Source organism: Streptomyces sp. NPDC052682 (assembly GCF_040678435.1).
In the GTDB taxonomy this organism is placed as follows: Bacteria; Actinomycetota; Actinomycetes; order Streptomycetales; family Streptomycetaceae; genus Streptomyces.
The window spans coordinates 83105-107798 of record NZ_JBFATS010000025.1 but is presented as its reverse complement, the minus strand read 5'-3'; the positions used below and the strand labels follow the sequence as shown (position 1 = coordinate 107798).

General features: G+C 71.4%; 18 protein-coding genes and 1 pseudogene. 9 read left to right on the top strand and 10 right to left on the bottom strand.

The window, feature by feature from the left end:
* The 4 genes from AB0K80_RS30640 to glgB all read left to right on the top strand — a co-directional run.
* On the top strand, positions 1-451 hold a 451-nt coding region (locus tag AB0K80_RS30640), incomplete at its 5' end, for a DUF3459 domain-containing protein (protein WP_365675262.1).
* A complete protein-coding gene (treS, locus tag AB0K80_RS30635) occupies positions 448-2148 on the top strand; it encodes a maltose alpha-D-glucosyltransferase (RefSeq protein WP_365675260.1) in 1701 nt (566 codons plus the stop codon). The genes AB0K80_RS30640 and treS, both read left to right, overlap by 4 nt.
* A gap of 188 nt (positions 2149-2336) precedes the next feature.
* Positions 2337-3767: a maltokinase gene (locus tag AB0K80_RS30630; protein ID WP_365675258.1), complete on the top strand. Its 1431-nt coding sequence runs from the start codon at positions 2337-2339 to the stop codon at positions 3765-3767.
* A gap of 57 nt (positions 3768-3824) precedes the next feature.
* A complete protein-coding gene (glgB, locus tag AB0K80_RS30625) occupies positions 3825-7157 on the top strand; it encodes a 1,4-alpha-glucan branching enzyme (protein WP_365675256.1) in 3333 nt (1110 codons plus the stop codon).
* 16 nt (positions 7158-7173) lie between these two features.
* Here glgB and AB0K80_RS30620 read toward each other — a convergent pair whose 3' ends face one another.
* The 6 genes from AB0K80_RS30620 to AB0K80_RS30595 all read right to left on the bottom strand — a co-directional run bounded on the left by AB0K80_RS30620 (position 7174) and on the right by AB0K80_RS30595 (position 14574).
* Positions 7174-8157: an aldo/keto reductase gene (locus tag AB0K80_RS30620; protein ID WP_365675255.1), complete on the bottom strand. Its 984-nt coding sequence runs from the start codon at positions 8155-8157 to the stop codon at positions 7174-7176.
* 112 nt (positions 8158-8269) lie between these two features.
* The gene (locus AB0K80_RS30615) at positions 8270-9679 is read right to left on the bottom strand and encodes a cytochrome (protein ID WP_365675253.1); all 1410 of its coding nucleotides are present in this window, start codon (positions 9677-9679) and stop codon (positions 8270-8272) included.
* A 53-nt stretch (positions 9680-9732) separates the two neighbouring features.
* Positions 9733-12057: an ATP-dependent DNA helicase gene (locus AB0K80_RS30610; RefSeq protein WP_365675272.1), complete on the bottom strand. Its 2325-nt coding sequence runs from the start codon at positions 12055-12057 to the stop codon at positions 9733-9735.
* 122 nt (positions 12058-12179) lie between these two features.
* On the bottom strand, positions 12180-12494 hold the full coding sequence (locus AB0K80_RS30605) for a thioredoxin domain-containing protein (protein WP_365675251.1): 315 nt from the start codon (positions 12492-12494) through the stop codon (positions 12180-12182).
* A 14-nt stretch (positions 12495-12508) separates the two neighbouring features.
* Positions 12509-12922, bottom strand: coding sequence for a MerR family transcriptional regulator (locus tag AB0K80_RS30600; RefSeq protein WP_365675249.1), 414 nt, complete (start codon positions 12920-12922; stop codon positions 12509-12511).
* 263 nt (positions 12923-13185) lie between these two features.
* A complete protein-coding gene (locus AB0K80_RS30595) occupies positions 13186-14574 on the bottom strand; it encodes a cation:dicarboxylase symporter family transporter (RefSeq protein WP_365675247.1) in 1389 nt (462 codons plus the stop codon).
* Between the two features lie 176 nt (positions 14575-14750).
* Here AB0K80_RS30595 and AB0K80_RS30590 point away from each other — a divergent pair, with 176 nt between their 5' ends.
* Entirely contained in the window at positions 14751-16391 is a 1641-nt protein-coding gene (locus tag AB0K80_RS30590; protein WP_365675245.1) for a sensor histidine kinase, read from the top strand.
* Positions 16388-17074, top strand: coding sequence for a response regulator (locus AB0K80_RS30585; protein ID WP_365675244.1), 687 nt, complete (start codon positions 16388-16390; stop codon positions 17072-17074). The genes AB0K80_RS30590 and AB0K80_RS30585 overlap by 4 nt, the downstream gene beginning before the upstream one ends.
* 1 nt (position 17075) lies before the next feature.
* On the opposite strand, the gene AB0K80_RS30580 is transcribed toward AB0K80_RS30585, so the two are convergent.
* Together AB0K80_RS30580 and AB0K80_RS30575 are read right to left on the bottom strand one after the other, a co-directional pair.
* A complete protein-coding gene (locus AB0K80_RS30580; RefSeq protein WP_365675242.1) occupies positions 17076-17219 on the bottom strand; it encodes a hypothetical protein in 144 nt (47 codons plus the stop codon).
* Between the two features lie 89 nt (positions 17220-17308).
* Positions 17309-18799 (bottom strand): alpha/beta fold hydrolase, encoded by a 1491-nt coding sequence (locus AB0K80_RS30575; protein ID WP_365675240.1) that lies wholly within the window; start codon positions 18797-18799, stop codon positions 17309-17311.
* A gap of 347 nt (positions 18800-19146) precedes the next feature.
* Here AB0K80_RS30575 and AB0K80_RS30570 point away from each other — a divergent pair.
* A pseudogene (locus tag AB0K80_RS30570) lies at positions 19147-19641 on the top strand (Scr1 family TA system antitoxin-like transcriptional regulator); the annotation flags it as partial.
* Positions 19642-19702: 61 nt separating this feature from the next.
* Here AB0K80_RS30570 and AB0K80_RS30565 read toward each other — a convergent pair.
* Complete coding sequence (locus AB0K80_RS30565; protein WP_365675273.1) at positions 19703-19840, bottom strand: hypothetical protein; 138 nt, start codon at positions 19838-19840, stop codon at positions 19703-19705.
* Between the two features lie 223 nt (positions 19841-20063).
* Positions 20064-21089 carry an ATP-dependent 6-phosphofructokinase gene (locus AB0K80_RS30560; RefSeq protein ID WP_365675238.1) on the bottom strand — a complete coding sequence of 342 codons (1026 nt, stop codon included), beginning with the start codon at positions 21087-21089 and terminating at the stop codon, positions 20064-20066.
* 250 nt (positions 21090-21339) lie between these two features.
* On the opposite strand from AB0K80_RS30560, the gene pta reads away from it, so the two are divergent.
* Positions 21340-23448, top strand: a complete 2109-nt coding sequence (gene pta, locus AB0K80_RS30555; RefSeq protein WP_365675236.1) for a phosphate acetyltransferase — start codon at positions 21340-21342, stop codon at positions 23446-23448.
* Positions 23445-24653: an acetate kinase gene (locus AB0K80_RS30550; RefSeq protein WP_365675234.1), complete on the top strand. Its 1209-nt coding sequence runs from the start codon at positions 23445-23447 to the stop codon at positions 24651-24653. The genes pta and AB0K80_RS30550 overlap by 4 nt, the downstream gene beginning before the upstream one ends.
* Positions 24654-24694: the final 41 nt, after the last annotated feature.

Sequence of the window (24694 nt, the reverse complement as noted above, 5' to 3'; positions counted from 1 at the left end):
CGAGGAGTACCTGGACTCGGAGAAGTACCAGCTGCGCCCCCGCGACTGGGCGGCCGCCGAACGCGAGGGCCGCACCATCACCCCCCTCATCACCCGGCTGAACAGGATCAGGCGCGCCAACCCGGCCCTGCAGCAGCTGCGTGACCTGCACTTCCACCACGCGGACCAGGACGCGGTGATCGCGTACTCGAAGCGGAAGGGTTCGAACACGGTTCTGGTGGTCGCCAACCTCGACCCGCACCACACCCAGGAGGCCACGGTCTCGTTGGACATGCCGCAACTCGGCCTGGACTGGCACGAGTCCATGTCGGTGCGCGACGAGCTCACCGGCGAGACCTACCACTGGGGCAGGGCCAACTATGTGCGCCTCGAACCGGGTCACAGGCCCGCGCACGTCTTCACGGTTCTGCGACCGTCCACCCCGCAGATCGGAGGGTCACCCACAAAATGATCGTCAACGAACCCGTTCCGGACACCTTCGAGGACACTCCCGCGAAAGACCGGGACCCGCAGTGGTTCAAGCGCGCCGTGTTCTACGAGGTCCTCGTCCGCTCCTTCCAGGACAGCAACGGCGACGGCGTCGGTGACCTCAAGGGCCTGACCGCGAAGCTCGACTACCTGCAGTGGCTGGGCGTCGACTGCCTGTGGCTGCCGCCGTTCTTCAAGTCGCCCCTCAGGGACGGCGGCTACGACGTCTCCGACTACACCGCCGTGCTGCCGGAGTTCGGCGACCTGGCGGACTTCGTGGAGTTCGTGGACGCCGCCCACCAGCGCGGCATGCGCGTGATCATCGACTTCGTCATGAACCACACCAGCGACCAGCACCCGTGGTTCCAGGAGTCCCGGAAGGACCCCGACGGGCCGTACGGCGACTACTACGTGTGGGCGGACGACGACAAGCAGTACCAGGACGCGCGGATCATCTTCGTCGACACCGAGGTCTCCAACTGGACGTACGACCCGGTCCGCAAGCAGTACTACTGGCACCGCTTCTTCTCGCACCAGCCCGACCTCAACTACGAGAACCCGGCCGTGCAGGAGGAGATGATCTCCGCGCTGAAGTTCTGGCTGGACCTGGGCATCGACGGGTTCCGGCTGGACGCGGTGCCCTACCTGTACCAGCAGGAGGGCACCAACTGCGAAAACCTTCCGGCAACGCACGAGTTCCTCAAGCGGGTCCGCAAGGAGATCGACGCCCAGTACCCCGACAAGGTGCTGCTGGCGGAGGCCAACCAGTGGCCGGAGGACGTCGTCGACTACTTCGGCGACTACCAGACCGGCGGCGACGAGTGCCACATGGCGTTCCACTTCCCGGTCATGCCGCGGATCTTCATGGCCGTCCGGCGGGAGTCGCGCTACCCGGTCTCCGAGATCCTGGCGAAGACCCCGCCCATCCCGTCGGGCTGCCAGTGGGGCATCTTCCTGCGCAACCACGACGAGCTCACGCTCGAGATGGTCACCGACGAAGAGCGCGACTACATGTGGGCCGAGTACGCCAAGGACCCGCGGATGCGCGCCAACATCGGCATCCGGCGGCGCCTGGCTCCCCTGCTGGACAACGACCGCAACCAGATCGAGCTGTTCACCGCCCTGCTGCTGTCGCTGCCGGGCTCGCCGATCATCTACTACGGCGACGAGATCGGCATGGGCGACAACATCTGGCTCGGCGACCGGGACGCGGTGCGCACCCCGATGCAGTGGACCCCGGACCGCAACGCGGGCTTCTCCTCCTGCGACCCGGGACGGCTGTTCCTGCCGACGATCATGGACCCGGTCTACGGCTACCAGGTCACCAACGTCGAGGCGGCCATGGCCTCGCCGTCCAGCCTGCTGCACTGGACCCGCCGCATGATCGAGATCCGCAAGCAGAACATCGCCTTCGGCCTCGGCTCCTACACCGAGCTGCCCTCGTCCAACCCGGCGGTCCTCGCCTTCCTGCGGGAGTACGAGGACGACCTGGTGCTCTGTGTGAACAACTTCTCACGCTTCGCGCAGCCCACCGAGCTGGACCTGAGCGCCTTCGAGGGCCGGCATCCGGTCGAGCTGTTCGGCGGGGTCCGCTTCCCGGCCATCGGTGAACTGCCGTACCTGCTGACGCTGGGGGGCCACGGCTTCTACTGGTTCCGGCTCCGCAAGGACGCCGCGTAGCGCCTGTGGTGCGCCCGACCGGTCAGGCTACGGCGGCCTGTCGGCCAGGCAGGCCGCAAACCCCGGGGCGGGGCGTTTCCAGCGCCCCGCCCGGGGCACGCATCAGTAACACCCCGCCGACCCGCGTGAGCCGGATGGGCGCGCAGCGCCCCGGAGGCGAACGGAACAAGGGGAAAGGACGCGACGTCATGTCGGAAGCCGTCACACGCACCGTCACCGCCCCTCCCGGCCTGCTTGCGTCGCTGGATCCGCTGCTCAGGGAGTGGCTGCCACGGCAGCGCTGGTTCGCCGGCAAGGGGCGTCCGGTCACCGGGTTCACCCTGGTGGAGGCCACCGAGCTGCTGCCGGCCACGGCCAAGCTGGGCCTGTACCACCTGCTGGTGCGCGCCCACCAGCCGCTGGTGCCCGGCCACCGCACCACCGAGCAGCCCGGTGACTGCTACCAGCTGCTGATAGGCGTGCGCGAGGCGCTCCCGCCCCGGCTGGCGCCCGCGCTGATCGGACACGTGACCAGCGGGCCTCTGGCCGGACGGACGGTGTACGAGGCCCTGCACGACCCCCGGCCCGCCGAACTGCTCCTGGAGGCCCTGCGCACCCAGGCCCGTATCGGCGGGCTGCGCTTCGAGCGGGACCCGCGCCAGGACATCCGGGCCGGCCTGGTGCCGCGCCTGGTGACGGCCGAGCAGTCGAACTCGTCGGTCGTCTACGGCGATACGTTCATCCTGAAGCTGATGCGCCGGGTGGTGCCCGGCATCAACCCCGACCTGGAGCTGCCGCTGGCGCTGGCCCGCGAGGGCTGCCCGAAGGTGCCGCCGCCCACGGCCTGGATGCTCGCGGACGTGACGAGTGCGGCGGGACCGCTGGGCGCTCCGGACGTCGCCGACGAGCCGTACGTCCTCGGCGTGCTCCAGCCGTTCGTGCAGGGCGCCGCCGACGGCTGGGACCTGGCGCTGCGCGAGCTGGCCAAGGGCGAGGACTTCGCCGCCGAGGCGAGGGCCCTCGGGCACGCCACCGCCGAGGTGCACACCGCGCTGGCCCGTGCCCTGCCGACGGTGACGCTCGGGCACGTCCAGCTCCAGCAGACGGTGGACGGCATGATCGAGCGGCTGGACGCCGCCGTGCAGACGGTGCCCGCGCTGCGGCCGTACGCGTCCGGGCTGCGCTCGGCGTTCACGGCGCTCGGCGATCTGGCCGCCGAGGGCCGCACCTGGACCGCGCAGCGCATCCACGGCGACCTGCACCTGGGGCAGTGCCTGCGCTCGCCGGCCGGTCAGTGGTGGCTGATCGACTTCGAGGGCGAGCCCGCCCGGCCGCTGGCCGAGCGGCGGATGCCGCAGCCGGCGCTGAAGGACGTCGCCGGCATGCTGCGGTCCTTCGACTACGCCGCCCGCTCGGCCGACCCGCCCCAGCCGGACTGGGCCCGCACCTGCCGGGCCGCGTTCTGCTCCGGCTACGCCGAGGCCGCCGGCCACGACCCGCGCACCGACCCCGTCCTGCTGCGGGCCTACGAGACGGACAAGGCGATCTACGAGGTGGTGTACGAGGCCCGGCACCGCCCCGACTGGCTGCCCGTGCCGATGGCCGCCGTCCACCGGCTGGCCACGGCCGACCCGACCTGAGACCCCGCTGCACCCCGCACCTGATCCACCCGCACCTTCGCCTAGGAGGCACCGCCCGTGACCCCCCGCCCCGAGTCCAGCGGATCGCATCCGAAGAAGACGGCCGAGGCGCCCGGCGTCGAGCAGCCGACGGCCGCCCAGAAGAAGGCCGCCGCGAAGAAGGCGGTACCGCAGCAGGCGGCGGCCAAGAAGACCGCCGCGAAGAAGACGACCACGCGGGCGGCCGCGAAGGCGGTCGCCAAGGAGGCGGTCACCGAGGAGACGGCCGCGAAGAAGGCGGCGGTGCCGGAGCAGCCGGCCGCGAAGACCCCCGCGAAGAAGGCACCCGCGAAGAAGGCACCGGTCCCGCAGCAGGCCCGCGCGAAGAAGGCCGCCGCGCGGAACGTGGCGGCGGCCGAGGAGGCGTCGGCCGCGGCGCTGGCCGAGCCGGCGGTGGCTGCGCCGGGCGCAGACGCTCCGGTACCGGAGAAGACGACCGCCGCGAAGAAGGCCGCGGCCAAGAAGGCCACCACCAAGAAGGCCACCGCGACGAAGGCGGTCACCGCGAAGGCCGCCGCGGCGAAGGCGACGGCGGAGAAGACGGCAGCGCAGAAGACGACGGCGCAGAAGACGACGGCCAAGAAGACGGCGGCGAAGAAGACCGCCGGCCAGAAGGCTGCGGCGGCGAAGACGACGGCCGAGAAGACCAGCGGTCAGAAGGCCGCGGCTGCCAAGGCGACCGCGACGAAGGCGGCAGCCACGAAGGCGACCGCGACGAAGGCTGCGGCGAAGAAGGCGACGGCCAGGAAGGCGGCGGTGAAGAAGGCCACCGCTGCCACGACCAGCGCCCCGGACGTCACCTCCCCCGAAGTCACCGCCGCCGCCGCTGAGGCCGGGGCTGCTCAGGCCACCGCTGGCGCGGCGCGGGCCGCCGCCGCCGGCGAAGCCGCCGCTGAGCCGACCACCACCGAAGCCCCCGCCGCCACGGACGCCACCGCCGAGCCCACCACGAGCGAAGCCACCGCTGCCGAACCCGCCACCAGCGAAGCCCCCGCGGCGCAGGCCACCGCCGCGAAGATCCCCGCCACCAAAGCCACCGCCGCCAAGAAGGCCGTCGGGAGGAAAGCGGTCGGCAAGAGGACGACCGCCGCGAAGAGGCCCGCCAAGAAGGCCCCGGCCAAGCAGCTCGCCCCCGCTGCCGTCGCCGGGCCGGAGGCCGGGGCCGTCTCCCCGGCCGTGGACGTCGCCGACCGCGAGCGGCTGCTCAGCGGCACGCACCACGACCCGCACACCGTGCTCGGCGCCCACCCGGTGCCCGGCGGGATCGCCTTCCGGGCCTTCCGGCCGTACGCCCGGTCCGTCACGGTCCTCGCCGGGGAGCAGCGGGCCGAGCTGCACGACGACGGGAAGGGGTTCTTCTCCGGGCTGCTCCCGCTCGACGAGGTGCCCCCGTACCGGCTGCTCGTCGAGTACGAGGGGAGCGTGCAGGAGACCGAGGACGCGTACCGCTTCCTGCCCACCCTGGGCGACCTCGACCTGCACCTGATCGGTGAGGGCCGGCACGAGGAGCTGTGGAAGGCGCTCGGCGCGCACCCCATGACCCACCAGGGCGTGACCGGCACCCGCTTCGCCGTGTGGGCGCCGAACGCCCGGGGCGTGCGGGTGGCGGGCACCTTCAACTTCTGGGACGGCACGGGCTTCCCCATGCGGTCGCTCGGCTCGTCGGGCGTGTGGGAGCTGTTCGTGCCGGACATCGGCGAGGGCGAGCTGTACAAGTTCGAGATCACCCGGCCCGACGGCTCGAAGACGCTGCGCGCCGACCCGCTGGCCCGCCGTACGGAGGTCCCGCCCGCGACCTCGTCGGTCATCACGTCCTCGCACTACGAGTGGGGCGACGAGGAGTGGCTGGCGCAGCGCGCCGAGGTCCCCGCGCACAAGGCGCCGTTCTCGGTCTACGAGGTCCATCTGCCGTCCTGGCGGCCGGGACTGACGTACCGCGAACTGGCCGAGCAGCTCCCGGCGTACGTCAAGGACCTGGGTTTCACGCACGTCGAGCTGATGCCGATCGCGGAGCACCCCTTCGGCGGCTCCTGGGGCTACCAGGTGACCGGCTTCTACGCGCCGACGGCCCGGCTCGGCACCCCGGACGACTTCCGGTACCTGGTGGACTCGCTGCACCAGGCGGGCATCGGCGTACTGATGGACTGGGTGCCGGCGCACTTCCCGCGCGACGACTGGGCGCTCGCCGAGTTCGACGGGCGTCCCCTGTACGAGCACGAGGACCCGCGGCGCTCCGCGCACCCCGACTGGGGCACGCTGGAGTTCGACTACGGGCGCAACGAGGTGCGCAACTTCCTGGTGGCCAACGCGCTGTACTGGTGCGAGGAGTTCCACATCGACGGCCTGCGCGTCGACGCGGTGGCGTCCATGCTGTACCTGGACTACTCGCGTGAGCCGGGCCAGTGGGTGCCGAACCAGTACGGCGGCCGGGAGAACCTGGACGCGGTGGCGTTCCTGCAGGAGATGAACGCGACGGTGTACCGGCGGGTGCCGGGCGTGGTGACCGTCGCGGAGGAGTCGACCGCCTGGGACGGTGTCACGCGGGCCACGCACCACAAGGGCCCGAGCGGCTTCGGCGGGCTCGGGTTCGGGCTGAAGTGGAACATGGGCTGGATGCACGACTCGCTGGGGTACATGTCCCACGACCCGATCCACCGCCAGTACCACCACCACGAGATGACGTTCTCGATGGTGTACGCCTACAGCGAGAACTACGTCCTGCCGATCTCGCACGACGAGGTGGTGCACGGCAAGGGCTCGCTGGTGTCGAAGATGCCGGGCGACTGGTGGCAGCAGCGCGCCAACGAGCGGGCCTACCTGGCGTTCATGTGGGCCCACCCCGGCAAGCAACTGCTGTTCATGGGGCAGGAGTTCGCGCAGGGCTCGGAGTGGTCCGAGGAGCGCGGCCCCGACTGGTGGCTGCTCGACCCGAACTACGGCGCCGAGCCCGACCACCGGGGCGTGCGCGATCTGGTCCGCGACCTCAACACCGTGTACCTGCACACGCCCGCCCTGTGGGAGCGGGACACCGAGCCGTCCGGCTTCCAGTGGGTGGTCGGGGACGCGGCCGAGGACAACGTCTTCGCGTTCCTGCGGTTCGACGCGGACGGCACGCCGCTGCTGTCGGTGTCCAACTTCGCGCCGGTGGTCCGCCACGACTACCGGCTCGGCGTGCCGCAGGACGTCCCCGCCTGGCAGGAGGCGCTCAACACCGACGTCGGCCGCTACGGCGGCAGCGACGTGACCAACCCCGCGGTCATCAAGCCGGAGCCGCAGGGCTGGCACGGCCGCCCGGCCAGCATCCGCCTGACGCTGCCCCCGCTGGCGACGGTGTGGCTGCGTCCGGCGTAGCGGCCGGGCCCAAACCTCAGTGCACCCCGTCCAGCCGTGCCCGCTGCTCGGCGGTCAGCTCCAGGTCCACCGCCGCCAGGCTCTCCTCCAGCTGGGCCACGGACGAGGCCCCCACCAGAGGGACGATCGGCAGGTCACCGCCGATCTGCCAGGCCAGGACCACCTGGTTGACGGTGGCACCGGTCTCCCGGGCCACCTCGCGCAGTGCCTCGAGCCGGACGGGTGTGCCGGGGTGGTCGAAGTCCGCAGGCAGCCGGTCCGGACGGGTGTAGGCGCCCTTCAGCAGGGGCGAGTAGGCGACCAGGGTCAGCCCCGGCTCGGCCCGCAGGTAGCTGAGCAGTTCCGCGCCCGCGTGACCGAGGCTGCCGTCCGGGAACAACTCGTCGGGCACGTCGGTGCGGGGCCGCAGATGGCTGTGCGCGTACTGGAGAACCTCGTAGCCGGGCAGTCCGGCAGCGGCCGCCGAAGCCCGGGCCCGCTCCACACGCCAGACGGCGTGGTTGCTCACGCCGAGCAGTCCCACCGTTCCCTCGGCTACCAGGGCTGCCAAGCCCTCGACGGTTTCCTGAAGCGGGACGCTGTGGTCCTCGATGTGCGCGTAGAGCAGGTCCAGCCTCTCCACGCCCAGCTGATCCCGGCTGCGTTCGGCGGACTCGCGGATCACCTTCGCCGACAGGCCCTCCGGGTTGTCGACGTAGCCCGTGCCCGGAGCCAGGGGGCGGGCGCCGAGCTTGGTGGCGATGACGACCTGGTCGGTGATGCCGCGGCTGCGGCGCCACCGTCCGAGGAGTTGCTCGCTCTGCCCGCCCTGACTGCCGTCGACCCAGAAGGCGTAGTTGTCGGATGTGTCGATGAAGGTGCCGCCGGCCTCCACATAGCGGTCGAGAAGGGCGAAGGAGGTCTTCTCGTCCGTCACCGATCCGAACAGCATCGCGCCGAGCGCGAGCACGCTCACCTCGCGCCGGGTCGTCGGATCGGTGCCGATCGTGCGGTACTTCATGGCTGCGCCCTCCCGTTCGCGTGCCCCGCCTTGGGGCACGAACGGGAGTCTTCAACGTGAAGTGCGCTTCAAGTCAAGGCCGGCCGCGGCAACTTCCCACCCGAAGCGCCCCCTAGCCCGCCCGGAACATCAGCCTCCTGAGGGCGCCCAGCAGCCCCTTGGCGTGGTGGTCCGGCGTGGGGGTGCCCTCGCCGTGGGAGAGGTGCGGGGCGGGTGGCCGGTGGCGGGCTGCGGCGGGCCGGGAGCGGTCGAGTTCGTAGCGGACCGGGAGCAGGCGCAGGCCGCGGACGACCGGGCCGGAGCGCCAGGGCAACTGATCCGGCGGCAGGGTCAGTTCGGCGTGGGCGAAGTGGTCGAGGACGCGGCCCACGGCCGTCGTCACGATCGCGCCGCCCAGCTCGCGGGCCGCGCTCGGGCACTGGTGCGGGCCCGCGCCCCAGCCGAGGTGGGCGCGGGTGCTGACGGCGGGGCCGACGATGGGGGAGGAACCGAGGTCCAGCAGGTCCTGGTGGGCGGCCGCGGCGGACGGGGAGACGATGTCCCCGGCCCGCACCCAGTAGTTGCCCAGGGGCGTGTCCCTGGCGGCGAAACGGAAGCAGAGGTTGGCCACCGGCACGTTGACCAGCGCGGCCCGGTCGACCGTCGCGCCGAGCTGCCCCGCCGACAGGCTGCGCCGCACGGTGGCGTTGCCGCGCAGCACCTCCAGCAGGGTGTTGAGGACCATGTTGCCGGTGATGTCGTTGAGGTAGACGGCGTTCATGAACAGCTCCCGGCCGAGCTGTTCGTCGCTGAGTGAAGGGTCGGCGAGCAGCAGGTAGGAGGTGAGGTCGTCGCCGGGGCGGGCCCTGCGGTGGGCGGCCAGCCGGGTCATGGTGGCCAGGGCCCGGGCGGTGGCGGCACCGGCGTCGGGACCGCCGTCCAGCATCCGCCACAGGTCCATCACCAGCTCGTCGCCGAGCTCGACCGGGCAGCCGAACAGCCGGGTGGTGACCATCAGCAGCAGCGGCCGGGTGTACTGGGCGCCCAGGTCGGCGAAGCCCGCGGAGCCGGTCTCGGCGGCGAGCAGGGCGACCAGCTCGTCCGCGTAGGCGGCGACGGAGGCGCGCAGCTCCCAGCCCTGCGGGCTGCGCGCCTCCTGGAACGGCCGCAGCGCCGTGTGCAGGGTCTGGCGGGCCGCGCGGTGCTCCTCGTCGTCCATGAACATGGTCTGCCGCACCTCGTACCCGGCCAGCAGCGGCCAGCCGGGCGGCAGTCGCCGCTCGGCGCGGGCCCGCCAGTGGCGGACGTCCCGCCGCCAGAGGGTGTCGTTGCGCAGCACCTGAAGCACCTCGCGGTAGTCGAGGACCAGCCACACGGGGACGCCCATCAGCCCGACGGGCGCCACCGGCCCGTGGATGCGGCGCAGCCGCCGGTAGACCGCGCCGGGGTCGGCGTCGAACTCCGAGGTGAGCAGCGGCTCGACGGGCAGCGACTCGAGCGCCGGGCTGTCCGCCGGCGCGGTCGCGCGGGGCTGGGTGTCCATACCGCAACGCATACCGCACCGGCCGTGCACAGCACGTGACAGAACACCAACCGTTACTGGTTCTGTACGAAGTCCTTGACCGGGTCCCGCGCGTGGTCCGGCGCGAACGCCTCGGCCAGGGGCTCGGGCAGTTCCCCGGTGTGCAGCACCCCGAGCCGCTGGGTGGCCCGGGTCAGGGCCACGTACAGGTCGCTGGTGCCGTACCGGCCGGGCTCGACGACCAGGACGGAGTCGAACTCCAGGCCCTTGGCCTGGCGCGGGTCGAGGAGGACGACCGTGCGGGTCAGGTCCGGCGCCGCCCCGGCCGTCACACCGTCCAGGCGCGCCGCCAGCCGCCGGTGCAGGTCGCGCGGGGCGATCACGGCAAGCCGTCCCTCGTCGGGGGTCAGCTCCTTCACCGCCTCGGCCACCGCGCCCGGGAGGTCGTCGGTGGCGCGGGCCCAGGGCCGTACGCCCGTCGAGCGGACCGAGCTCGGCGGCTCGAAGCCGGGGTGCTCGGCGCGCACCACGGCCGCCGCCACGTCCATGATCTCGGACGGGGTGCGGTAGTTGACGCCCAGACGGGTGTGCTCCCAGCGGTCCTCGACGTAGGGCTCGAGGATCTTCGCCCAGGAGCCGATCCCGGCCGCCTCCGCGGTCTGCGCCGGGTCGCCGACCAGGGTCATCGAGCGGGTCGGGACGCGCCGCATCAGCAGCCGCCACGCCATCGGCGAAAGCTCCTGCGCCTCGTCGACGATGATGTGCCCGAACGCCCAGGTCCGGTCGGCCGCCGCACGCTCGGCGGCGCTGCGGTGGTCGTTCTCCTCGTGCCGTTCGGCGAACCGCTCGGCGTCGATGATGTCGTGCGCGGAGAGCACCTCGGAGGCCTCCGGGTCGTCCTCCTCCTTGTCCTCGAACTCGTACGTCCGGGACGCGTACGACACGTCCAGCACGCCCTGCGCGTAGGCGATCTGTGCCGCCCGCTCGCGCTCGGCGCGCTCCCGGGCCGGCCGGTCGTCCTCGCCGAGGAGTTCGGCGGCCTCGTCCAGCAGCGGTACGTCGGCGACCGTCCAGTGCCTGGTCACCGGGCGGCGGATCGCCGCCGCGTCCGCGTCGGGCAGGAAGCCCTCGGGCGCGGCGAGGAAGTCCGCGACGAGCCGCTGCGGGGTGAGCCGCGGCCACAGCCGGTCGATGGCGGACCAGACCTCGGGGTTCTCGGCGAGTTCGTCGCGGATCTGGGTGATGTCGGCGGCGTCCAGCAGGCTGGAGCCGTCGAACGGGTCGGTGCCGATGCGCTCGGCGTACAGGTCGGTGAGCGTGTTGAGGATGTGGCCCTCGAAGTGCTCCCGGGCCACGTTGTGCGGCAGCTTGGCGGCACGGGTGCGTTCGCGGGCGACGCGCACCAGGCCGTCGTCGAGCATCAGGACCTCCCGGTCGTGCTCGATGGTGATCACCGGGTCGGGCAGCGCCTGCCGGCTGCGGACGACCTCGGCGAGCACCTCGGCCATCTCGGCCCGGCCCTTGACGGCGGCGGCCTCGGGGGTGTCGGTGGCCGTGGCCTTCACGCCCGGGAACAGTTCCCCGACGGTGGCCAGCAGCACCCCGGTCTCGCCGAGGGAGGGCAGCACCTCGCCGATGTAGCCGAGGAAGGCCGGGTTCGGCCCGACGATCAGCACGGCCCGCTTGGCCAGCAGCTCGCGGTGCTCGTACAGCAGGTACGCGGCGCGGTGCAGGGCGACGGCGGTCTTGCCGGTGCCGGGCCCGCCCTCGACGACGAGCACCCCGCGGTGCGGCGCCCGGATGATGCGGTCCTGGTCGGCCTGGATGGTCCGCACGATGTCGCTCATGCGGCCGGTGCGCGCCGAGTTCAGCGCGGCGAGCAGGACGGCGTCGCCGGAGGGGTCCTCGTGGCCGGTCCTGGTCTGGTCGCCGAGGTCGAGGATCTCGTCGTGCAGGGCGGTGACCCTGCGGCCGTCGGTGGAGATGTGCCGGCGGCGCCTGAGGCCCATCGGGGTGTGGCCGGTGGCCAGGTAGAAGGGGCGGGCGACCTCGGCCCGCCAGTCGATGAGGATCGGGGTGCGCTCGGCGTCGTCGGCGCGCAGCCCGATCCGGCCGATGTGGTGGCTGACGCCCGAGGTCAGGTCGATCCGGCCGAAGCAGAGCGAGCCGTCCACCGCGTTCAGCGCGGCGAGCAGCCCCGACCGCTCGGCGACCAGGATGTCCCGCTCCAGCCTCGCCTGCATGGGGGTGTGGCCCTGCGCGAGCGCGTCCGTGACGGAGGCCTCGGCGTCACCGCGCAGCGCGTCCACACGCGCGTACACATCGTCGATGAATTCCTGCTCGTGCCGCAATTCATCGTCCGGAAATTCGGTGTTTGACAATTCCGCTCCCGCCCGGATATACTGTGGTCACTGAACTTCTCCGTGACTCCAGCGAGTTGAAGTCATGAATCCCCGAATATACGCAGAGAAATCCCCCGAGCGCAATTGCTCGGGGGATTTCTCTGTGTCCGGGCCTGGTGTCACAGCACGTCGGACAGCTCCTCCAGCAGCCGCCGCTTGGGCCGGGCTCCCACCATCGACTTCACCGGCTCACCGTCGCGGAAGACCATGAACGTCGGCATGGACAGCACCTTGTAGGCGTTGGTGGTCCGCGGATTGTGGTCCACGTTCAGCTGCACCACCTTCAGCCGCTCCCCCTCCTCGGCCGCGAGGGCCTTGAGCACCGGCCCCATCTGCCGGCACGGCGGGCACCAGTCGGCGGTGAACTCCACCAGCACCGGCAGGCCGGCGCCGAGCACCTGCGCCGCGAAGTCCGCGTCCGTCACGTCCGTCACGCCGGACCCCTCAGTCACCATGTGTGTCCTCCCAGCTCGCACCCCGGCTCCGGACCGCCCGGAACCTGCGACTCGGCGGCCAGTTCGGCCCGCGCCAGCTGCCGCGCCACCGTCTCCCGTACGGCCGTCAACTGGCCTACCAGGGAGTCGAGTTCGCTCAGCTTGCGCCGGTAGACCGCGAGCGAGGCCGGGCAGGTGTCGCCCTGGAGGTGACCGGCCCGCAGACACTCCACGAAGGGCCGGGTCTCCTCCAGCTCGAACCCGAAGTCCTGGAGCGTCCTGATCTGCTCCAGCAGGCGCAGGTCGGACTCGTCGTAGGTCCGGTGGCCGTTGCCGTCCCGCCGCGCGGGCAGCAGCCCGCGCGCCTCGTAGTACCGCAGCGTGCGCGTGGTGGTCCCGGCCCGTGCGGCCAGCTCGCCGATTCGCATACCGGTGAACGTACGCCTTGACGCCGACGTCAAGGCAACGGCCGCCGCTGCGCTCAGGAAGGCGGCGGTGGCGGCCACCGTCAGGTACTCCGCCCAGCGCCTGGCGTACGGGACACCGGGTGGAAGGCGCCGGTGAGGAGACGGCAAAGGCCGAGCGGCCCGGCCCACGGGGAGGGACCGGGCCGCTCGGCGGCTTGCGGACCGGGCGGCTGAGCGACGGGGGAGTACTCAGCCGCCCGGGGTCAGGGCGGGCGGGGCCGGGATCAGGCCTTGGCGAGTTCCTTCTCGCCGCCCGGCTCGGGGACCTCGGCGCGCGCGTCGGTGCCGCCGTGGCCGTCGTCCAGCAGGGTCGTCTCGTCGAACGGCGCCTGCCCGGACAGCACCTGCCGCACGCGGTCCTTGTCGATCTCCTTGGTCCAGGTGCCGATCAGGACGGTGGCGACCGCGTTGCCCGCGAAGTTGGTCAGGGCGCGGGCCTCGCTCATGAAGCGGTCGATGCCGACGATCAGGCCGATGCCGTCCACCAGGGCCGGCTTGTGCGACTGCAGGCCACCGGCCAGCGTGGCCAGGCCCGCGCCGGTGACACCGGCGGCGCCCTTGGAGGCGACCAGCAGGAACAGCAGCAGCGGGATCTGCTCGCCGACCGACATCGGCGTGCCCATGGCGTCGGCGATGAACAGCGAGGCCATGGTCATGTAGATCATGGTGCCGTCGAGGTTGAAGGAGTAGCCGGTCGGGACGGTGATGCCGACCACCGGCTTGCTGACGCCCAGGTGCTCCATCTTCGCGATGAGCCGCGGCAGCGCGGACTCGGAGGAGGAGGTGGACAGGATCAGCAGGAACTCGCGGCCCAGGTACTTGAACAGGGTGAGGATGTTCAGGCCGGCCACGACCCGCAGCAGCGCGCCCAGCACGAGGAAGACGAACAGCACACAGGTGACGTAGAAGCCCAGCATCAGCACGGCGAGGCTCTTGAGCGCGTCCACGCCCGCCGAGCCGGTCACCGCGGCGATGGCGCCGAAGGCACCGATCGGGGCGGCCCACATGATCATGGCGAGCACGCGGAAGACCAGCCGCTGGATGTGCTCGACACCGCGCAGGATCGGCTGGCCGGCCGGGCCCATGGCCTGCAGCGCGAAACCGGCGAGCAGCGCGACCAGCAGGGTCTGCAGGACCTCGCCCTCGGTGAAGGCGGACACGAGGGTGGTCGGGATGATGCCGAGCAGGAACTCGGTGGTGTCCTTCGCCTCGGCGTCCACCTGGGCGTGACCGGCCTCCTTGACCGCGTCGGTCACCGCCAGGCTCGTGCCGGGCTCCAGGATGTTGCCGACGACCAGGCCGATGCCCAGCGCCACCAGCGACATCACCAGGAAGTAGCCGATGGCGATACCGCCCACGGCACCGACCTTGGTGGCCTTCCGTACCGAACCGATACCGAGCACGATCGTGCAGAAGATGATCGGCGAGATCATCATCTTGATCAGGTTCACGAACCCGGTGCCGATCGGCTTCAGCTCGACCGCGAAGTCGGGGGCGATCAGACCCACGGCGATACCGAGGGCGACCGCGATGATCACCGCGATGTAGAGATAGTGCGTGCGGTCGCGCTTGGCTTGGGGTGCGGCAGGTGCCGTATCGGCTGCGCTGGTCACGGCGGCCCTCCTTGACGACGTCGTCGGCATCACCGGCGTGCGGCTCACGTCCGGGGCTCGGGAGCGGCGCTCCCTTCGATGCGGTTTGGGGAATGCCGTGACTATGTCCTGCGCTGTGAGCGCGGTCACCCTTCCGTTCATTTAGTTCACAATCGGCCAAGAGGCAGACTGACGGCATGCAGATCCGGCTCCCGAGACCCCGCAGCCTGGCGGGCCAGCTGTTCGCCATGCAGGCCGTGCTCATAGCGGTCGTGGTGGCCGGGTACGCGCTGTTCACGTACCTCAGCGACCGCGGCCAGGCCGAGGACGCGGCGGGCCGCCAGGCCACGGCGGTGGCCAGGTCGGTCGCCGACTCCCCGTCCGTCGCCGCGGCGATCCGCACCCCCGACCCGACGGCCCGGCTCCAGCCGTACGCGCTGCGCGTGATGCGGGACACCGACGTCGACTTCGTCACGATCATGGACCCGCGGGGCATCCGCTGGACCCACCCCGAACCGAAAGAAATCGGCCAGCACTTCCGCGGCCACATCGACCGGGCCCTTGAGGGCGAGACCTTCACCGAGACCTATACCGGCACGCTCGGCCCCTCGGTCCGCGCGGTCACCCCGATCCGGGACGGCGGCCGGATCGTCGGCCTGGTCAGCGCCGGGATCCGGGTGGAGGAGATCACCCAGCGGGTGCAGAACCAGCTCACGGCCCTGCTCGGCGTGGCGGCCGGGGCACTGGCCCTGGGTGCCGTCGGCACCTACGTCATCAACGCCCGGCTGCGCCGCCACACCCACGGCATGAACGCCGAGGAGCTCAGCCGTATGCACGACTACCACCAGGCCGCGCTGCACGCCGTGCGCGAGGGCCTGCTGATGCTGGACGGGCAGTACAGGGTGGCGCTGATCAACGACGGCGGGCAGGAGCTGCTGGGCGTCTCCGGCGAGGTGGTGGGCCGGTCGGTGGCCGAACTCGGGCTGCCGCCGTCGCTCACCGGTGCCCTGCTCGCCTCGGAGCCCCGGGTGGACGAGGTGCACCTGACGGCGGACCGGGTGCTGGTGGTGAACACCTCCCCGGTGTCGGGCGGCGAGCGGCGCGGCACGGTGGTGACGCTGCGGGACGTCACCGAGCTGCAGGCGCTGATGGGCGAGCTCGACTCCGAGCGCGGCTTCACCCAGGCCCTGCGCTCCCAGGCCCACGAGGCGGCGAACCGCCTCCACACGGTGGTGTCGCTGATCGAGCTGGGCCGGGCCGAGGAGGCCGTGGAGTTCGCCACGGCCGAACTGGAACTCGCGCAGGCCCTGACCGACCAGGTGGTCGCTGCGGTGAGCGAACCGGTCCTGGCCGCGCTGCTGCTCGGCAAGACGGCCCAGGCCAACGAGCGGGGCGTGGAGCTGGTGGTCTCCGAGGACAGCCGCCTGGACGACGGTGTCCTGCCGCAGAGCCTGTCGGCCCGGGACCTGGTGACGATCCTGGGCAACCTGATCGACAACGCCGTCGACGCGGCCCAGGGCGGGGTGGGCCCCCGGGTGACGGTCACGGCCCTCACCGAGGGCGAGGCGGAACTGGTCCTGCGGGTGTCCGACACCGGCCCGGGCGTGGATCCCGCGCACGCCGAGGCGGTGTTCCAGCGCGGCTTCTCCACCAAGCCGTCCGGGCCGGGCGGCCGGGGGCTGGGCCTGGCGCTGGTCCGGCAGGCGGTCACCCGGCACGGCGGCTCGCTGACGGTGGCGGACGCCGACGGGGGCGGGGCCAGGTTCGAGGTGCGGCTGCCGCTGCGGGGCACGGTCGCCCGGCCTGCGGTTCCTTCCAGCTCTGGAGGCGACGTATGACGAGCGAGCAGCCCATCCGTGTCCTGGTGGTGGAGGACGACCCGGTCGCCGCCGACGCGCACGTGATGTACGTCGGCCGGGTGCCCGGGTTCGTGGCCGTGGGCAAGGCGCACACCGGCGCGGAGGCGCGGCGCCGGCTGGACCGTACGCCGGTCGATCTGCTGTTGCTGGACCTGCACCTGCCGGACGTGCACGGGCTCCAGCTCGCGCGGTCGCTGCGGGCGGCCGGGCACCACGCCGACGTGATAGCGGTGACCTCGGCGCGGGACCTGACCGTGGTGCGGGAGGGGGTCTCGCTCGGGGTCGTGCAGTACGTGCTGAAGCCGTTCACGTTCGCGACCCTGCGGGACCGCCTGGTGCGCTACGCGGAGTTCCGGGGCACCGCCGGCGAGGCGAGCGGCCAGGACGAGGTCGACCGGGCGCTGGCGACGCTGCGGGCCCCCGGCCCGGCCGCGCTGCCCAAGGGCCTGAGCGGCCCGACCCTGGAGCGGGTCACGGTCGCCCTCCGGGACAGCGCCGAGGGCCTGACCGCGACCGGCGTCGCCGAGGCGGTGGGCATCTCCCGCATCACGGCCCGCCGCTACCTGGAACACCTGGTGGAGGCGGGCCGGGCGGCCCGGCGCCCGCAGTACGGCACGGTGGGGCGCCCGGAGCTGCAGTACCGGTGGGTGCCGGGGCTGTGAGTCACGGTCCCGTCAGGGGCCGGGCGTACGCGATGACCTGGCCCCCGAGGCCCGCCACGGTCAGCGCCTCGGCCAGGGAGAGGACGAGCAGCCCCGGGGAGACGTCGCCGGCGGTCCAGTAGACGGCGAGCCCGGCGAGCGGCACGACACAGAAGTCGGTCCGTAGTGGCAGTACCTCAAAGGCGTGTCCCGGCTCATTGCGGACTGGACATCCTGCGCCCGAGCGCCGCCGCGCTAGGGGATTGCCCTAGGCCCCTTACAGGTCACGTCCTTCGCCGGCAGCTTGCCGGTGGTCAGGTAGGCGGTGGCCGTCTTGTCGGCGCACGTGTAGGAACCGTAGACACCGTGTCCGTCGCCTCCGGCGACCGTGAGCATCTTCGCCCCTTTCATGACACGGCGCAGGCCCTGGGCGCTGGTCAGCGGCGTCTGGGAATCCCACTCGTACTGCAGGATCAGCGCCTTGACCTTGTTGTCGACCCTGGTGGCGGGCTCACTGCCCTGCTTCTTCCAGAAGGCGCAGGGCTTGATGTTGGACGCGAAGTCGCCGTACAGCGGGTAGGTGGCCTTGTCCCGGATCGCGTCGTTGCGGTACTGCTCCGGATCACGCGGCCAGTCGCGCGTGTCGGCGCAGGCGATGGACCAGAAGGCAGCCCCCTCGTTGTCCAAGGGCACGGCACGGCCGAACGACGGCTGCGCCTGCGTGCGTGCCTTGAGGTCCTGGCCGGCGGACGGAGCCCTGCCCTCGGCGGCCTTCTTCACGTTGGCGATCCACTTGGCGGCGTCGAGCACGCCGAAGAACCTGACGCGGCTTTCGGAGCGGATGTCGTAACCGGTCAGTGAGGTGCCGTCGAAGCCGATCGGCTTGCGGTCGGCCCGGGCGACCAGGTCGTAGAACGTCTTGTGGACCGCCTCGGGAGTGTCACCCAGCCTGTACGTGGAGTTCCGACGGGCAGTCCACTCGGCCCACCTGTCGAAGGCGGGCTCAGCGCCCTCCGCCCAGTTCTGCATGACGCCGCGCCAGACCCGGGCCGGGTCGACCGCGCTGTCCAGCACGAAGCGGTCGGACCGCTCGGGGAACATCTGCGTGTAGACCGCACCGAGGTAGGTGCCGTACGAGTACCCGAGGTAGGAGATCTTCTTCTCGCCGAGCACGGCACGGATCACGTCCATGTCACGGGCGGTGTTGCGGGTGGTGATGTGCCGCAACTTGTCGCCCTGCTCGGCGTCGCACTTCTCGGCGACCGTCCGGGCCCACTTGACGTCCTTGGCGAACGTCTCGGCCTTGTAAGGCCGCTCCCGGTTCTGCTCCTCGGACGTCAGGCCACAGGTAACGGGGGAGCTGCTACCGACGCCCCGCGGGTCGAAGCCCACGAGGTCGTACCTCCTCGTCACGGACTTCGGCAGCACGCCCGACACCGGCTCGTCGAGGCCCTCAGTGCCCGGGCCACCCGGGTTGATCAGGAGCACACCGCGACGCTCCTTCTCGGCGCTCGCCTTCACCCTCGATATGGCCAGGTCGAGTTTCTTGCCGCCGGGGCGGCTGTAGTCGAGCGGAACCTTGATCGTGGCGCACTGGAAGGCGGCCGGCAGCCTCTTGGCGCAACGGTGCCACGCCGGCTTCTGCCCGAGGTACTGGCCGAGGGGATCGCCCGCGGCGGGCGCCGCGGTGGGGGCCAGTACGGAAACCAGGGTGGCGACGGCACTGGCCGCCAGGAGGGAGGCCATTCGACTTCTTCGCACAGGGAAGGTCCTCAGGGTCAGCGTGTCGGTACGCACCGACCCTGGCGTGAGGAGGAGTTGTTCGAATCCATCGCATGGCCAGAGTTTCTCCGTCCGTGGACGGAGGGGCCGGTGGACAGATGGTCCTTGAGTCGCACAACCGGGACCGGCTCCGCGACATCTTCCTCAAGTAGACCCGTTACGCGGGGGATCGAGCGCCCGCGCCACCGCCCTCACGGCCCACGGCGAGGCCACGGCGTGGAACAACCTCGGCATCGCCCTGGACGAGGCGGGCCGGGGTGCAACGCACACAAGGCAGACTGAGCCCGACCAACCGAGGAGGAAGGGCACAGATGCCGGCACGGCCCGCGCCGACGGAACGTCAGAAGTGCCTGGACGCCGAGCTCCGCAGCATGCGGCTGGCAGCCGGCCGGACCACGGAGTACGCCGCCAGACTGCTGGGGCTGGACCGCACGAAGGTGTCCAACATGGAGTCCGGCGTCCGTGCCATCTCACCGGAGCGGATCCGGATACTCGCCAGCAACTACGAGTGTGCGGACGAGGCGTACGTCGAGGCACTCGTCGCCATGGCCGACGTCCGCAAGCGGAGCTGGTGGCAGCAGTACCGAGGCGCTCTGCCCCAAGGCCTGCTGGACGTCGCCGCACTCGAATGGTTCGCCACCCGGCTGCGGAGCTACCAGACCGTGCACATCCCCGGGCTGCTGCAACTCGGCGAGTACGCCCGCGCCATCTTCGCCGCCGCACTGCCGCCTCTGCCCAAGTCGGAGGTCGAGTTGCGCGTCGTACAGCGCATGCGGCGGCAACAGGTACTCGACCGCGAGCAGCCCGAGCCCGTCGAGTACGTGCACGAGTGGGCGTTGCACATGCGGTTCGGCGGGCGGCGCGCCACTACCGCCGCTGCGCGTACTTCCGGTCGAGGCCGGCGCCTTCCCCGGCGCCGGGCATGCGGTGCTCTATGCCCACGGCCCGGTCCCCCGGCTCGACACCGTGCAGCTGGACTCCGCCCACGGCGGCGAGTTCACCCATTCCGAGGACGACTCGCCAAATACCGTTCCCACATGGACGGGTGGCACGCCCACACGCTAAACCCCAAGGACTCACGCGACCTGATCAGCTCCCTCGCCGGCCAGGAGGACCACTACGTCACCGACACCCTCGAAGCCCTCCGCACCCACGCGACATCAAGGCCGGAAAGGCCGACTACCTCCTCTGAAGCACCGGCGCCAGAGTGGGATGGCCGGCCGCAGGCCTAGAAGACCGACTCCGCCTCGTCCATCCGGTCCTTCGGGACCGTCTTCAGCTCGGTCACCGCCTCCGCCAGCGGCACCATCACGATGTCGGTCCCGCGCAGCGCGGTCATCTTGCCGAAGTCGCCCCGGTGCGCGGCCTCCACCGCGTGCCAGCCGAAGCGGGTGGCGAGGACACGGTCGTACGCGGTCGGGGTGCCGCCGCGCTGGACGTGGCCGAGGATGACCGGCTTGGCCTCCTTGCCGAGGCGCCGCTCCAGCTCGTGGGCGAGGGCCGTGCCGATGCCCTGGAAGCGCTCGTGGCCGTACTGGTCGATCTCGCCCTTGCCGTAGTCCATGGTGCCCTCGGCGGGGTGGGCGCCCTCGGCGACGCAGATGACGGCGAACTTCTTGCCGCGGGCGAAGCGCTCCTCGACCATCTTGACCAGGTCGGCCGGGTCGAAGGGGCGCTCGGGCAGGCAGATGCCGTGCGCGCCGGCGGCCATGCCGGACTCCAGGGCGATCCAGCCGGCGTGGCGGCCCATGACCTCGACGACCATCACCCGCTGGTGGGACTCGGCGGTGGTCTTCAGGCGGTCCATCGCCTCGGTGGCGACGCCGACCGCGGTGTCGAAGCCGAAGGTGCGGTCCGTGGAGGAGATGTCGTTGTCGATGGTCTTCGGCACGCCGACCACCGGCAGGCCCGCGTCGGACAGCATCCGGGCCGCCGTCAGGGTGCCCTCGCCGCCGATCGGGATCAGCGCGTCGATACCGAACTCGTGGATCATGTCGGAGGCGTTGACGCAGGCCTCGCGCAGCCGGTCGCGCTCCAGACGGGAGGAGCCGAGGATGGTGCCGCCGCGGGCCAGGATGCCGCTGACCGCGTTCAGGTCGAGCGTGCGGTAGCGGCCGTCCAGCAGGCCCGCGTAGCCGTCCTCGAAACCGATGACCTCGTCGCCGTAGTTGTCGACCGCCCGGTGCACGACCGACCGGATCACTGCGTTCAGGCCAGGGCAGTCGCCGCCTGCGGTGAGAACTCCGATGCGCATCGTGCTGTGTCTCCTGCTCGCTGTGGATACCGGTGAGCCACTGCCGATTGTTTCATGGCCCACAGCTGCCTGCCGCACCCCATGCTGACGGGCGCCTTATCCAGCCACGGAGGTATTGTCAAGAGGGTTCTGCTCACCTTGGTGGGCGATTTTTGTGCGCCATTCCCCGGAAACCCAGTCCCCCGGAAACCCAGTCCCCCGGGACACCGAACCCCCGAGACGAAACCCCGAGACGAAACGGAGAGCACGCGTGACCCGCAGCGTGTACGTGACCGGTATCGACCGCGGCGACGGCCGCCAGGTCGTCGAGCTGGGGGTCATGGAGCTCCTGACCCGGCAGGTCGACCGGGTGGGTGTCTTCCGGCCCCTCGTCCACGACGGTCCGGACCGCCTGTTCGACCTGCTGCGCGCCCGCTACCGGCTGTCGCAGGACCCGGCGACCGTCTACGGCATGGGGTACGACGAGGCGTCCGCGCTCCAGGCCGAGCGCGGCAGCGACGAGCTGGTGGCCGCCCTGGTGGACCGGTTCCACCGGGTCGCCCGGGACTACGACGTCGTCCTCGTGCTCGGCACCGACTTCGCCGACACCCAGTTCCCGGACGAGCTCGCGCTCAACGCCCGGCTCGCCAACGAGTTCGGCGCCTCCGTGATCCCGGTGGTGGGCGGCCGCAGGCAGACCACCGAGTCGGTACTGGCCGAGACCCGCAACGCCTACCGCGCCTACGACACCCTGGGCTGCGACGTGCTCGCCATGGTCACCAACCGGGTGGCCCGCGAGGACCGGGACGCGATCGCCGAGCAGCTCTCCGGCCGGCTGCCGGTGCCCTGCTACGTGCTGCCCGACGAGCCCGCCCTGTCGGCGCCCACGGTCGCGCAGATATCCCACGCGCTGGGCGCCAAGGTGGTGCTCGGCGACGACTCCGGGATGGCCCGGGACGTGCTCGACTTCGTCTTCGGCGGCGCGATGCTGCCGAACTTCCTCAACGCCCTCACCCCGGGCTGCCTGGTCGTCACCCCGGGCGACCGGGCGGACCTGGTCGTCGGCTCGCTCGCCGCGCACAGCGCCGGCACCCCGCCGATCGCCGGTGTGCTGCTCACCCTGGGCGAGGTCCCGGGGGACGACATCCTCACGCTCGCCGCCCGCCTGGCGCCCGGCACCCCGGTGCTGTCCGTGCCCGGCAACAGCTTCCCCACCGCCGAGCAGCTGTTCTCCCTGGAGGGCAAGCTGAACGCGGCCACCCCGCGCAAGGCGGAGCGGGCGCTCGGCCTGTTCGAGCGGTACGCCGACACCGCCGACCTGAACAAGCGGGTCTCCGCGCCCAGCAGCGACCGGGTGACCCCCATGATGTTCGAGCACAAGCTGCTCGAACAGGCCCGCTCCGACCTGCGCCGGGTCGTGCTGCCGGAGGGCACCGAGGAGCGGGTGCTGCACGCCGCCGAGGTGCTGCTGCGCCGGGGCGTGTGCGACCTGACCCTGCTGGGCCCGGTCGACCAGATCCGCAAGAAGGCCGCCGACCTCGGCATCGACCTCGGCGACTCCCAGCTGATCGACCCGGCCACCAGCGAGCTGCGCGACGCCTTCGCCGAGCAGTACGCGGCGCTGCGCGCCCACAAGGGCGTCACCGTGGAGCTGGCGTACGACGTGGTCTCCGACGTGAACTACTTCGGCACGCTGATGGTCCAGGAGGGCCTGGCCGACGGCATGGTGTCGGGCTCGGTGCACTCCACGGCCGCGACCATCCGCCCGGCCTTCGAGATCATCAAGACCAAGCCGGACGCCGACATCGTCTCCTCGGTGTTCTTCATGTGCCTGGCCGACAAGGTCCTCGTCTACGGCGACTGCGCGGTCAACCCCGACCCGAACGCCGAGCAGCTCGCCGACATCGCCGTCCAGTCGGCGACCACGGCGGCCCGGTTCGGCGTGGAGCCGCGCATCGCGATGCTGTCGTACTCCACCGGCACCTCCGGCTCCGGCGCCGACGTCGACAAGGTGCGCGAGGCGACCGAGCTGGTGCGCACGCGCCGGCCCGACCTGAAGATCGAGGGGCCGATCCAGTACGACGCCGCCGTGGAGCCGTCGGTCGCCGCGACCAAGCTGCCGGGCTCCGAGGTCGCCGGGCAGGCGACCGTGCTGATCTTCCCGGACCTGAACACCGGCAACAACACCTACAAGGCCGTGCAGCGCTCGGCCGGGGCGATCGCCGTCGGCCCGGTGCTGCAGGGTCTGCGCAAGCCGGTCAACGACCTGTCCCGGGGCGCCCTGGTGCAGGACATCGTCAACACCGTGGCCATCACGGCGATCCAGGCCCAGTCCCCAGAGTCCCACGAGTCCCCGAGCGAGAAGGCTTCCCAGCAGTGACCGCGACCCGCGTCCTCGTCCTGAACTCCGGCTCCTCCTCCGTGAAGTACCAGCTGCTCGACATGCGCGACAGCGCCCGGCTGGCCGTCGGGCTGGTCGAGCGGATCGGCGAGCAGACCTCCCGGCTCAAGCACACCCCGGCCGGCGGGGAGACCCGGGAGCGGACCGGCCCGATCGCCGACCACGACGCGGCCCTGAAGGCCGTGGCGGAGGAGCTGGCCGCGGACGGGCTCGGACTGGACTCGCCGGAGCTGGCCGCGATCGGGCACCGGGTGGTGCACGGCGGCAAGACCTTCACCGAGCCGACCGTCATCGACGACGCCGTGCTCGCCGAGATCGAGCGGCTGATCCCCGTGGCCCCGCTGCACAACCCGGCCAACCTCACCGGCATCCGTACGGCGCGGGCGCTGCGGCCCGACCTGCCGCAGGTCGCCGTCTTCGACACCGCCTTCCACACGACCATGCCGGAGTCGGCCGCCCGCTACGCGATCGACGTGGAGACCGCCGACGCCCACCGCATCCGGCGCTACGGCTTCCACGGCACCTCGCACGCGTACGTCTCCCGGGCGACGGCGAAGCTGCTCGGCAAGGCGCCCGAGGAGGTGAACGTCATCGTGCTGCACCTGGGCAACGGGGCCTCGGCGACGGCGGTCGAGAAGGGGAAGTGTGTCGACACCTCCATGGGGCTGACGCCTTTGGAGGGGCTCGTGATGGGTACGCGATCGGGAGACCTGGACCCGGCCGTCATCTTCCATTTGATGCGTGTTGGTGGAATGTCCGCCGACGAGATCGACACTCTTCTCAACAAGAAGAGCGGGCTGATCGGTCTGTGCGGTGACAACGACATGCGGGAGATCCGCCGCCGCGTCGACGAGGGTGACGAGCGGGCGCAGCTGGCCTTCGACATCTACATTCACCGCTTGAAGAAGTACATCGGCGCCTATTACGCCGTCCTCGGCCGGGTGGACGCCGTCGCCTTCACCGCCGGGGTCGGCGAGAACGCGGCGCCGGTCCGCGCGGCCGCCGTGGCGGGCCTGGAGGAGCTGGGCCTGGCGGTGGACCCGGAGCGGAACGCCGTACGCGGGGACGAGCCGCGGCTGATCTCGCCCGAGGGCGCCCGGGTGAAGGTCGCCGTGGTGCCGACCGACGAGGAAATGGAGATCGCGACACAGACCTACGCGCTGGTAAAGGAATCGGGGAACTAGAGGATCTCACCTGAGCGGCATCCCGCCCTTTTGTATTTTCC